Raw genomic sequence first — 12,154 nt, forward strand, 5'->3', positions numbered from 1 at the left:
ACCCGCAAAAAGGCTGCTTGTCCTTAAGCAAACTATTTTGCGGGTTCTGATTATGGCTTGTTTAGAGGGAAATCAGGTTTGGAGTGGCAGGGTGATAGAGCAGATGACGTGAAATATCGCCGGGATGCTGTACGAAAAGTGGTCCCCAAGCAGGATTGGTATCGTGCATCAGCTTTAACAGGGACAGCATCCGATTAAATATAACCTGCAGATCCGCTTCCCGGGAAAGTCCCTCAGTAACAGCAGCAGCTACCACATGCGCGGCGTAGAAACCAGAGCGGTGCTCGTCGGTAAGAGAACCGGTGGTTTGCAGCAAGGTACGTAAAAGTGCGGCGACGCTCTCATCCTCGTTTCTCCAGTTTTGGATTTCATCCAGACTGTGATTTTCAAGGCTTGCAAGTTTAGTCTTCATAATGGCTTCAGCTACAATTCGTGCAGAACGTTTTGCTGTATTAGCGTCGATGGCTCTGCCGTTAAGCTTAATATTTGATAGATCCTTGTCGACTTCCGATTCAATGACTTCTGCCCATGCTCCAGCTTGGTCGAATTCCAAAAGTGCAGTGGCGTAGGCACCCAAATATCCCCGTAAAATATCTGCAGCATGTGGATCACGGGTAGGTCCTTCATTTCGAAGTTGAGCTCTTCCCGAAAAGGCGGCATTCATACCCCGGAAATAACCGATTAAGCCAATGGCAGCTGCTGGTCCCAGATTAAGGACACCCAATACATCCGAGGCGGTTTCATCGATGCGGGAAGCCCAGTAGTCCGGTAGTCCTTGTCCGATGTTTTCGCTGTTTAATCTGTTTCTAACGACATTGGCCAACTCTTGAATTAGACCCAGATCAGCATGCAAAATGTCATGACCACATACTTCATGCGGGATACTGGACCAAGCCAGCAGTCCATTTGTCGCATGCGCAGGAGGAAGACTGACAATCGCTGCTTGCACTTTAAATACTGCTGTGGCATCAGCGGGCCATGTGTACGGGCCATTTTCCGGCTCTCCCCATTTAACAAGTGCTGGAATAATACTGAGATCCGGTTCTTTTATTCCTTCACGATCTTCTGCGCTAAGAAAACCGTCATACAGGTCACTCACAATCTCCTGAAAAGCATCGGTCGCAAGTGCATTGTAGCCTTCTCCGTTTTGCAGAATGCTCTGAGCGATATCCAGCATGAGTCCGGCAGCTCTAGTTCTACTTGGGTCCTGAATCAAAATTTCAGTGAAGCCCTGTTGCCCAAGCTTGTCCAATTCCTTAATAAACGGAATCGCGACCGTTTCCTGATATATTTTCGGTAGTTTGGCTTTTGCCGCATGGAGTCTTCCCATCAATTGGTGATAATCCGTAGGGGCTGCCGGCCCCTGAAGATTGGAGAGAACCGCCTTTTTCACATTTTCGATACAAACAGACATGTTGGATACGTCGGGTTTGGTAACAGCGGTGATGCGATTTCTTTCGAGCATTCCTTGCATAATTAGATGACCTCCCAGTTTTTTTTGAATTAAACTACAACAGTTTACTCTGTACTCCACAAATGCTTCGCCTGACATTTTCCATCACTAAAAGTTAAAAGATAGAGATCCGGATTCGTGATTTCCTCCAGAATAAAATCTGGAGCATAATGATGCAGCAGGAGTGTTATGATCAAGCGATGGGTGACTAACAGAAAGGTGTGTCGACCGCTCTCCAGCAATTCTTCCGTTAAGGCAGTGACCCGGGTGTTAACCATTTTTTCAGACTCTTCAGCCGTAACTTCGGGCACCCCTCGTTCTCTAAGACGATCTTCAGGTGGATCAAGTTTGATGTTTAATCGTTCTTCAATGATTTCCGCTGTCTGCCAAGCTCGTTTATACGGACTGGAAATCAAACGGTCTACATGCAAACCATCCATATGCAGTAGAAAATCCGCCAACTGCTTGGCTTGCTCGAAGCCCTCTGGAACTCTGAGCGGAGCATCCGGCTCATTACCAGTCCCAATACCGTGACGAACCACAAACAGCCTTACGTCATTATTCATCCTGTATCCTTCTTTTCTAGAGAAAATTAGCCATTTAAGTGGGGGAAAAGAAAGCTTTTTTCGCGGCCTACAATAACATGTGTGAGCTTTCACATGATTATGTGCTCCTTTATTTGGCACAGTTTATGCTTCAATTTTTTAAAACAAATGGGCATTATGATCAAAGTAATGGTATGATAGCTTAGTTAAATCTGAACGACTAGTAATGGAGTGATCATATGGGTGGAAAAAGCAAGGGCGGCGGGACCGGCAGAGGTACAGGTAGTAAGGGCTGGACACGCTGGAACAAAACTGCGAAGCCAGTAAGGACAAAAAGCGCTTCTACAAGCGCACCGGGAAGCAAAGCGGCAGGTGGCACAAAAGGCGGCACTGCCAAACCAACAAGGAATAAAAGCGGCGGCAGCAGTAGCAAATAAGCCGGGAAAGTATAAGTTGTCGTAAACGGCGAACATCTGATTAAGCAAGAACAATCAGGTGTTTTTTTAATTATTTTACTTATACTCGCATATTATAATCAGAAGCAGGTGAATCGTGAGAATTAACAAGTACATAAGTGAGACAGGATTTTGCTCACGTCGGGAAACCAATAGGTTGATTGCAGCAGGACGAATTACGATTAATGGAAATGTTTGTGAAGCGGGCACAGAAGTAGAGCCACAGGATATCGTGCTGATTGATGGAAAAGCTATTCCGCTTAATTCCATTGAACCTGTATATTTGGCTCTGAATAAGCCTATAGGCATTGTTTGTACCGCAGCGGAGCAAGTGGCTGGCAATATTATTAGTTATGTCAATTATCCTTCACGTATCTTTGCCATTGGCAGGCTGGATAAAGCGTCAGAGGGACTCATTCTATTAACCAACGATGGAAGCATTGTCAATCAAATGATGCGTTCCGAGCATGGTCATGAGAAGGAATATATAGTGACTGTAGACAAACCTGTTACAAACGAGTTTACGCAGGCCATGTCTCGTGGCGTTGAAATATTGAACGTCATTACCAAACCGTGCAAAGTTGATCGTACGAGCGAATACGAGTTCCGCATTATTTTGACGCAGGGTCTGAACTTGCAAATTCGCAGAATGTGCAAGGCCTTGGGCTACAGGGTGCTAAAGTTGGAACGTATTCGAATTATGAATATTACCTTGGATCATCTGGAACGTGGGCAATGGAGACATCTGGAGAGGGAGGAACTGGAGTTACTTCTTGCTAAATTGCAATAATGATTACAACAAGAGCAAGTCCCCTAGCCCAATAGGCGTCTTCCATGTCATTTGGACGTGGTGGAGAGGCTGGAATTGGACAGTATGTTCATACGGTCAATGCAACTTTAGTGATACTTTTTACGGAATTTCAACGAGCCGCCTACCTTACCCACCAGCCATAGCACAATAGGAAACACGATACCGAAAATCATGGCGTAAAAAGGCCATACTGAAAAAAACTTGATTAAAAATTGCATATTTGGCCAAATAGAATGAACCATTGCCATTGCGATTAGGATCAGAGGAACTAAGAGAGAGTTAGCGCTTCGAAGACGAAAAGCATCTGCAAGCCCTTGCGCTGAAACATATAAAAGCAGTGCGAGTCGGAAAAAAATGGTAACAAACCAGAACACTGCAACGACAATTTCAAACCGTTGAAGAAACTCCCCGTTACTGATTGTTCGGCTAATAAAATAAGTAGGAAACGTCAAATTAGATACAACACCTTCACTCATCACGGCGATTATTTGTAGAACCATGAAAAAATACATGCCGCCGCTAATCAAAGCACATGTAATCACTGTCTTTCTCCACTTCTTTGGATCGGGAATGTACTGTGCAAAAAAAAGATACAGAATTGCTTCAAGGTAGGGAAAGGCAAACAAATTGAACGAAGCGAGAACGATAGGGTTCAAACCATACTCAAAAATAGGGAGCACATTATTTATGTTGGTCTCAGGAAGAAGGGTAATCCTGACCAAAAGATATAGAACCAGAAGGAAAAAAAACAGGATTTCCGCACAACGGCCAATTACAGCAGGGCCTGATCGAACGGCGAAATAAATGACTATAAGCATGATGAAATATATCGCGTCGGAGGGAGTTTCCGGCATAATATCTATTGTGATAAAGTCGCCTAGATTTCGAAGCGTCATGATGAACACAAGAAAGGGAAAGAAAAAAATGAAAACGATGCTAATCGTCCCGCCCAAGGGACCGAAGAGGCAACGGATATGCTCTACGAAAGATTTCCCCTGTATTTGCCTAGCGATGGAGGCATATAAAGGTATCAATAACAGATGGAAACCTAAGGAGACTGGGATGGAGAGCCAGGCATCTTGTTTAGCGGCAGCAGTAATTGCCGCTGGGAGCACCAGATATGCGCTTCCTATTTGATATAATGTAAACCACATAATAGCTTGTCGAACGGTCAAGTTGGAATTCATTCCAATGCCCCCTTAAGATAACATTTCTATAAGTAACCGGCTTACTGGTTGGAATAGGATTCGAATGCCCGTCAGTGGAGTCGGCAGTTCAATGTTGGCAATCCGTAGGATAATCAATATAACGCCTATAGTCAACAATACCGAGCTGAATACAATTTCACGCACATATTGTTTCTTCTTGAATTTTTTAAACTCATACAGCGATGTTAAAATGGAACTTACGAGAATCACATAAAGCATATGTATTCACTCCTGATTGTGTAGTCCCATATCGATTGGACTGGTGATTTCTCCGAACCGGATCAAACGATAATTGAGCTGAATATCCACTTTAAGCGTTTGGAATTTTTGTGACCAATCCTCTTTCCAGCTATGCCATTCACGCGGGAACTTGCGGTGAAAAGCTTCTCCAAACCCGAATATATCGGAACCGATGTGTTGTGCATTTCGAATGCCTTCCTTCAAAGACTGTTCCAGATGCTCTTTAGCTGATTTTTGAAGATCTCTAAATGTCTCTTCATTCTTAAGGTTGGCCTTGCACGAGACCGTTCCGACATTGGATTCTGTATCCACAATAAGAGAAATGTGCGGCTCATGGTCTATTATTTCTGGACGCATTTTTACTTTGGAACGGATTACTTCAACAACAAATTTTCCATTGGAATACGGACAATCGATGGAAGCTACGGTGCTGGAAACACGGTTGGATATATAGGTAAAGGCTTTACTTTGTGAATCATCCATCCAATTGAGAAGTCGATCGCCCTTGAAAACACCAATTCCAGTGAAAAAATATTTAACATGTTGGGGCGACTTTGTCACATTATCAATAGTTAGACCTTTTTCTAGGTTTGTCAGTCGAATACCGGTGAGGACTGGTTCAATGCCATCCTCCGTAAATTTCTGCAAAAGATCTTTTACATTGACCGCGGAAGTGGGAGCCCAGGCTTTTTCAGAAAGCCTTAATGCCTTATACATATCCATTGCAGGCAAGATCTCGGTTGGAGCTACAAAAGTAACGGCCTCCTTTGCCGAGTTTTCTCTGACAACCGCCAAATAGAAATCAGGCCGAACTTCATGATCACGGAATAGAAAGTCCAGCGGCTCCTTGATTCCTTTTTTTGCTGTTTTTTCATCGAAAATTACAAACTTTAAGTGAGACATATACAATTTTCGGGAGGATTCCGTTGTTAATTTTCGAATAGCTTCAAATATGGTATCGGCGCGTTTGGAAAAAACGATCGTTGGCGTCCGTTCCATGGGGGAATTCCGAGACATTTGCGATGGGTCAACCACTTGTAGACTGACTTCATATTGGTCATCCACTGCATCAATACCCATAGCCATCACGACGGAAATTGCGCTCAATTCCTTATTGTTCCAGCAACCCGTAAGAAACACCATTAGCCAGGTGCACATTAACAGTAACAAAATGGTGGATCGGTACGAGTTCATGATGGTCTACTCCTTTAGTTTTTGCGATGTTTTTTTTTAGTTCTATATGGAAAACGCAATATTGCGTCCTTCTGCTCCGACGATTTGTAATTGGCAAAGGGGCTCAAATACGGTACACCGAATGAATGAAGCCCATTCAGATGCACAAAGAGCATGAGGATACCAACAGTCAATCCGTACACACCAAACATAGCGGCTATTCCTATGAAAGCGAAACGTAATATACGGATAGGAATGGCAAAGGTGTACGAGGGAATGACAAAGCTCGAAATGGCAGTTATTGCAACAACAATGACCATAACAGCCGAAACGATGTTTGCTTCTACAGCTGCTTGGCCAATTACTATTGACCCGACAATAGAAACGGCTTGACCGACCGTCCGTGGCATACGAAGACCTGCCTCCCTTAGAATTTCAAAAACCACTTCCATGATCATCGCCTCAATAAATGCTGGAAACGGAACTCCTTCACGTTGCGCGGATAAGCTTAATAACAAAACTGTTGGAATCATATCCTGATGGAATGTCGTTAATGCGACATAAATGGAGGGAGCCAACATACAGATTGCCAGGCAGATATACCTTAATATTCGAATGATACTACTGTAAATAAAGGATTGATAATAATCTTCTGCGGATTGAAGGAAATCTACAAACACCGCAGGTGCAAGGATGGCGAAGGGAGATCCATCCACAAATATCGCAATTTTCCCCTCCATAATTCCTGCTGCAATAGAGTCTGGGCGATCAGAATTATAAAAGAGCGGAAATATCGTGAGTTGTTTATCTTCTTGGAGACATTCTTCCAAATATTCGCTTTCAAGCACACCTTCTACATGCATGTCCTTTAACTTGGATATCATGTCCTGCACCTTTTTTAGGTCAGCCACCTCATGTAAATACATGACCGATATATCGGTCTTGGTTTTTTCGCCAACTTTTATGGTAGTTAGACGTACTCTTGTATCCTTCACCCTTCGACGAACCATAGTCGTATTCGTACGTAAAGTTTCTGTAAACGACTCTTGCGGACCTCTGACCACAGGCTGCGTCTTCGAGTCCGTAATGCTGCGTTCTTCCCATCCAGGCAAAGAAATGACCAATCCTTCATCCGTATCGTTCAGTAGTAGGAGAAGACCACCTGAGAGGATCTGTTCCAAGGCATCTTCAAAGTTTTGAGTAAAGCTTGCTTCACCAATGTCCAAAATTGCGTTTTTCAATAACGGTAAAGTGATCTCGTCAGAGGAAACACGATCATGCAACGGACGGATCACGTTGTCCTGTACCTTTTGCATGTCAGTCATTCCATCCAAATAAAAAAGAGCGGCGTGTTTATGGCCAGTCGTGATCTCACGAACAATAAAATCCGAACTGTTTCCCATGAAGTCACAAATGAGATCGATATTCTGGCATAATTGTCTTGAAAATTTGGTATGTAACTTCATTTTCACCCTCCTCAGATACGTAGTATTAACAATAATCCGAAATAATACCACAATAATCCATGATTATGTTTGTTGTCGGTAAGGTTAAAAACATCTTTAACGGTAGAGGATTCGGGCTAAGTAATTTTTGAAGACAGCTACGGACAACAAGGAACTGACGATGCAACTCTTGGATAAGGGAAATTTTGATATAGCAAACAGCGTAGAAGAAGTGGGACTACGAAGGGTACAATACCTGCAATAATATACTATATGCCATTTATCTTAAGATGTATTATTTCATGAGAATACGTTAAAGGAGTTTTCCTCATGAATATTACATCTGTTTTAATTTACTGTTTTATTGCCACTTTTACACCAGGTCCAACTAATATCGTTATACTATCTACAGTCCATAATTTTGGGGCAAAAAAAGCAATGAAATATACGTATGGAGCAACTCTAGCTTTTGGTTTATTACTTGTTATTTCTGCTATATTGAATACAATGCTTATAACGATCATACCGAAGATTTTAATTGTTATGCAGATAATTGGAAGCTGTTATATGTTCTATCTCGCCTATCAAGTTTACAAAATGGATACATCCAATCCAACCGTAAACCAATCAGCTACCTTTATGTCAGGCTTCCTTATGCAGTTTCTAAATCCAAAGGTAGTACTATTTACAATGACTGTAATTCCTAGTTTTATTATGCCCCACTATATCGCAATACCTGCGGTGACGATAAGTATTGTCGCTATAACGCTTATTGGTTTTTTAGCATTTGTGACATGGGTTCTTTTCGGTGCAATCTTCAAGGAGTTTTTACAGAAGCATAAAAAGACTGTTAATATAATGATGGCCTTATTTTTAGCCTATGCGGCCATAATGATATGGATGTAGGTAAGCTTGTTAGGGGTGATTGAAATGGACAAATTTATCTATAAGAAATCAGCAGGTATTACTGCATTATCAGCAAGTCTTTCTGAATTTAAGTATAAGAAGCACTCTCACATGGAATATGCAATAGGCGTAACATTGCGTGGAATTCAAGAGTATACCTTGGATGGCAGCTTACAGTTATCCTATCAAAATGGTGTGATGCTTTTTAATCCAGAACAGGCGCATGACGGAATGGCACATAATAAGGTGGGGCTTGATTATGTCATGCTATATATTGAGCCACAATTGCTTTTAGAGATTATTGAGCACAAGGATATCGTACGGTTTTCAACGCCAATTGTGTATGACTATAGCCTTGAACAAAAAATATTAAGTCTTTCTAAGGCTATCTTAAGCGAAAAAGATGAGGCTTTGTGTAGCGAATTACTTTTATCCTTGACGGATAGCCTTTTTCAAACCAATCTTTCTACAGACAATAAGAAAGAGAACGTTTTAATTCGAATAGCGAAGGATATGATTCATACCAACTTAGAACATGTACTTAAACTTGACGAGATATGTAAAGAGCTTAATTTATCGAAATTTCAGTTTATCCGATTATTCAATGCTCATACTGGAATTTCACCATACCAATACTTTCTTAACTGCAAGATCGAACGTGCAAAGCAGTTAATAGAAAAAAATAGAGATATTTATTCAGCAGTAGCAGAATGTGGTTTTGTTGATTTAACCCATTTAAATAAACACTTTAAAAGTGTATATGGAACAACAGCATTTGAATATATGTCACATTTAAATTGAGGAGGAGGGAATACGTTGAAACAAACTACAGATTTGCTGAAAATGAAGCAAAACAATGAAAAGATTGTCATGTTAACAGCCTATGACTATCCTTCTGCAAAGCTTGCAGAACAAGGGGGCGTTGACGTCATATTGGTTGGTGATTCGCTTGGAATGGTTGTTCTGGGTTACGATTCAACAATTCCAGTTACAATCGAAGACATGATTCACCACACGAAAGCTGTTAAACGAGGAGCGAAGGATACATTTATCATTACGGATATGCCGTTTTTAACCTATCATTTGTCTGTTAGAGATACATTAATCAATGCTGGGGAATTAGTTCAAGATGCCGGTGCCCATGCGGTGAAGCTGGAAGGTGCCGATGAAGTCGTCGAACATATCGCCGCCCTGACAAGAGCAGGAATTCCTGTCTGCTCCCACCTGGGACTGACTCCGCAAACTGTTGGAGTTTTAGGCGGATATAAGGTGCAGGGAAAAGATGCATTAGCCGCTAAAAAATTGCTGGAAGATGCTAAGAAATGTGAAGCGGCTGGAGCATTTGCTCTTCTTTTGGAATGTGTTCCAAGACAACTTGCAGAAGAAGTAACCAAAGCCCTTTCGATTCCGGTGATTGGAATTGGTGCTGGATTGGATGTGGATGCCCAGGTTCTCGTATATCATGATATTTTAGGCTATGGTGTTGAACGTGTTCCTAAGTTTGTAAAACAATACCATTCGCTGAATCCGTTTATATTGGAGTCCATTCAAGCTTATACTGCTGATGTGAAGAATAAACGGTTTCCTGAAGAAAAACATACTTTTACGATGAAGGAAGAGGAACTGAAAGTACTTTATGGAGGTAAGGCTGGTGATTCACGGTACTGAAGATGCGATTATCCCTTATGAACATGGAAAAAATTTGGCTAACGAAATTACAGGTGCGGTTTTACTGAGTTCAATAAAACAGCGGCAGTCTAGGACTTTATTTTTCCGTCCATGGCTGCCGCTGTTTCTATTACTTGGATCATCAGTCTAATGTAGTATCGTTTTACTCTTTGCCATTCCTCGTTCAGCTAACGTTTTCCGTTAGGTAATTAGTAAAAGAAAATAAGGGGTTATACAAAATAATGCTTGTTTTCATTAACCCATTGAGTAAATGTTCTGGCTGGCTTGCCTGTAACTTGTTCTACTGTCGGTAGAACGGTATAGGCTCCTTTAGGAGGGTTTTTCCCAATCCCTATAATAAAGTATTCAATAAATTCATTGTCATAGCCTTTGCTTTTCCAATCTTGTTTTACTTGTTCTTCTGTAATTTCAACAAGATCAATGTATTTATCTATAACTACAGAAATTTGTTTAATCATACTTTTTGGAGACAATGCTTCTGGTCCTGTCAAATCATATGTCCGCTTATCATGGCCTTCTTCTGTTAGTGCCTTTACTGCGACATCAGCGATATCAGCTTCATGAATTCTAGCGCTTAAACTATCGGGGAAAGCCGTACGAATAAGTCCTTCTTTTTGGATTGATTCTGTCCAACCACTGTAAAGTGCATTTTTCATAAATTCCACTGGCTTTAGTAAAGTCCATTCCATTCCGCTATTTTTAATAACGTCCTCAATTGGGTTCCCTTCAAAATCTAACAGGGCTACAATTCTTGCAACATTAGCTTGTTTTGCCATCTGAATAATTCTTTTGTTTTTTATAAATTTTTCGTCCGTTTGTTCACTCTGAGTGATCAGAAACAAGCTATCTATAGTATGGAGATGTGCTTTTATAGTTTCGGGAATATCAAGATCCCCTAGAACTACTTGTGCTCCTTTAGGTAAGTTGCTTTCCTTCCTTGACAATGCCTTTACTTCTATATCTTTTGCAAGTAGTTGTTCAACAATATGACTTCCCACACTTCCTGTTGCTCCTGTAACTAGAACTTTCATTCCTTATATCCTCCCAAGATTAATTATTTAGGTATTACTTTCGATTAGATACTCCTCATGGTCTACTGCTATTTGAAGGTTACTTGGTTATAATAAAGTGTGGTGTAACACCATAGTCAAGGAGGGAATTCATGGAGAATAATGTTCACACTCATTTAACGTCAGGACAATTTGCAAAAGTGATGGGTATTAGCAAGGATACTTTATTTCACTATGATCGACTTGGAATTCTTTCTCCTGAATTTAAAGCTGAAAATGGGTATAGATATTATTCAATTAATCAAATGGATGTTTTTAAAGTGATCTCAATACTTAAAGAATTAGAAATGCCATTAAAAGAGATAAAAGAGTATTTAAATAAAAGGTCACCTCAGGAGCTCATTGTCCTACTTGAGAAAGAAGAGGCAATGCTGAATTCTAAAATTAAACAACTGCAAAAAATGAAAAATATAATATCAGAGAAGAAACGAATTACCCAAGCAGCAACTGAGATCGTTACAACTGATATTATTATTGAGGAAAAAAAGGAGGAGTTTTTGGTAGTAACAGAGGCTGATCCTTACACAAATGATAAAAGCATTTACGATTCTATGATAAAACACGAAAAGTACTTGAACATTTATAGTATTGATGCTTCCCATACAGTAGGCTGGATGAGAGATACTAAAAGAGTCTTAACAAATGAAACATTCAATTATGATTATCTTTTTACTAGAGTTAGTAAAAAATCAAATTATTCAAATTTCAAGCGAGAAAAAGGAACATATTTAATCGCGTACCATACAGAGGGATACTCAAGCGTATGTGACACTTATGATCGAATAATAAATTATGCTAAAGATAAGAGCATAGAATTACAGGGATTTTTTTATGAGGATGTTTTGTTAGATGATCTTTCAGTTAGAGGTTATGAAGAGTATTTAATTAAGATCTCTGTTCAAATCTTAGAGATGTAGTTTAGACAACAAAGAGAACCCATTTCTCTACTTTACTGTATATAATACTCACGGCAAATCAAACTTTCCTGCTGGTTAAACATCCATGCATCCCAATAAAACATTTTCCTCGCTGTAGTGAATGCCTAATGTCTGTTGAGCCGTACTTACTACTATTAATTGGGGTGATCTACAGATCGCAAGAGATAATGAATGCAAACATTCAAAAAATACAGGTTGAAAATAGTACCATATCGAACTAT

General features: G+C 40.6%; 13 protein-coding genes and 1 pseudogene. 7 read left to right on the top strand and 7 right to left on the bottom strand.

What is annotated here, in order from left to right:
- Positions 1-61: 61 nt before the first annotated feature.
- Complete coding sequence (locus NSQ58_RS25430; RefSeq protein WP_053325381.1) at positions 62-1,474, bottom strand: hypothetical protein; 1,413 nt, start codon at positions 1,472-1,474, stop codon at positions 62-64.
- A gap of 44 nt (positions 1,475-1,518) precedes the next feature.
- On the bottom strand, positions 1,519-2,019 hold the full coding sequence (locus NSQ58_RS25435) for a histidine phosphatase family protein (protein WP_264453811.1): 501 nt from the start codon (positions 2,017-2,019) through the stop codon (positions 1,519-1,521).
- A 218-nt stretch (positions 2,020-2,237) separates the two neighbouring features.
- Here NSQ58_RS25435 and NSQ58_RS25440 point away from each other — a divergent pair, with 218 nt between their 5' ends.
- Both NSQ58_RS25440 and NSQ58_RS25445 read left to right on the top strand, forming a co-directional pair.
- On the top strand, positions 2,238-2,435 hold the full coding sequence (locus NSQ58_RS25440) for a DUF3934 family protein (RefSeq protein WP_023988500.1): 198 nt from the start codon (positions 2,238-2,240) through the stop codon (positions 2,433-2,435).
- Between the two features lie 115 nt (positions 2,436-2,550).
- Positions 2,551-3,243: a pseudouridine synthase gene (locus tag NSQ58_RS25445; RefSeq protein ID WP_075154171.1), complete on the top strand. Its 693-nt coding sequence runs from the start codon at positions 2,551-2,553 to the stop codon at positions 3,241-3,243.
- Positions 3,244-3,350: 107 nt separating this feature from the next.
- Here NSQ58_RS25445 and NSQ58_RS25450 read toward each other — a convergent pair whose 3' ends face one another.
- From NSQ58_RS25450 to NSQ58_RS25465, 4 genes are read right to left on the bottom strand one after another with little or no spacing between them, the layout of a single operon-like run.
- Entirely contained in the window at positions 3,351-4,451 is a 1,101-nt protein-coding gene (locus NSQ58_RS25450; RefSeq protein WP_341058435.1) for a GerAB/ArcD/ProY family transporter, read from the bottom strand.
- 12 nt (positions 4,452-4,463) lie between these two features.
- Positions 4,464-4,691, bottom strand: coding sequence for a hypothetical protein (locus NSQ58_RS25455; protein WP_023988503.1), 228 nt, complete (start codon positions 4,689-4,691; stop codon positions 4,464-4,466).
- Between the two features lie 6 nt (positions 4,692-4,697).
- Positions 4,698-5,906 (bottom strand): Ger(x)C family spore germination protein, encoded by a 1,209-nt coding sequence (locus NSQ58_RS25460; RefSeq protein WP_316243664.1) that lies wholly within the window; start codon positions 5,904-5,906, stop codon positions 4,698-4,700.
- A 14-nt stretch (positions 5,907-5,920) separates the two neighbouring features.
- Positions 5,921-7,351 carry a spore germination protein gene (locus tag NSQ58_RS25465; RefSeq protein ID WP_340858523.1) on the bottom strand — a complete coding sequence of 477 codons (1,431 nt, stop codon included), beginning with the start codon at positions 7,349-7,351 and terminating at the stop codon, positions 5,921-5,923.
- Positions 7,352-7,660: 309 nt separating this feature from the next.
- Here NSQ58_RS25465 and NSQ58_RS25470 point away from each other — a divergent pair, with 309 nt between their 5' ends.
- The 4 genes and pseudogenes from NSQ58_RS25470 to NSQ58_RS25485 all read left to right on the top strand — a co-directional run.
- Positions 7,661-8,236, top strand: coding sequence for a LysE family translocator (locus tag NSQ58_RS25470; RefSeq protein ID WP_023988506.1), 576 nt, complete (start codon positions 7,661-7,663; stop codon positions 8,234-8,236).
- Positions 8,237-8,260: 24 nt separating this feature from the next.
- A complete protein-coding gene (locus NSQ58_RS25475; RefSeq protein WP_023988507.1) occupies positions 8,261-9,037 on the top strand; it encodes an AraC family transcriptional regulator in 777 nt (258 codons plus the stop codon).
- Positions 9,038-9,052: 15 nt separating this feature from the next.
- Positions 9,053-9,904 (top strand): 3-methyl-2-oxobutanoate hydroxymethyltransferase, encoded by an 852-nt coding sequence (gene panB / locus NSQ58_RS25480; RefSeq protein ID WP_023988508.1) that lies wholly within the window; start codon positions 9,053-9,055, stop codon positions 9,902-9,904.
- Positions 9,885-9,974, top strand: a pseudogene (locus NSQ58_RS25485) (alpha/beta hydrolase); the annotation flags it as partial. The gene panB and the pseudogene NSQ58_RS25485, both read left to right, overlap by 20 nt.
- Before the next feature lie 160 nt (positions 9,975-10,134).
- On the opposite strand, the gene NSQ58_RS25490 reads toward NSQ58_RS25485, so the two are convergent.
- Positions 10,135-10,956: an NAD(P)H-binding protein gene (locus tag NSQ58_RS25490; protein WP_341058437.1), complete on the bottom strand. Its 822-nt coding sequence runs from the start codon at positions 10,954-10,956 to the stop codon at positions 10,135-10,137.
- A 131-nt stretch (positions 10,957-11,087) separates the two neighbouring features.
- Between NSQ58_RS25490 and NSQ58_RS25495 the strand changes: the two genes are divergently transcribed.
- Entirely contained in the window at positions 11,088-11,912 is an 825-nt protein-coding gene (locus NSQ58_RS25495; protein WP_341058440.1) for a MerR family transcriptional regulator, read from the top strand.
- Positions 11,913-12,154: the final 242 nt, after the last annotated feature.

It is taken from the genome of Paenibacillus sp. FSL M7-0134, from assembly GCF_038007865.1.
Classification (GTDB): Bacteria; Bacillota; Bacilli; order Paenibacillales; family Paenibacillaceae; genus Paenibacillus; species Paenibacillus polymyxa_B.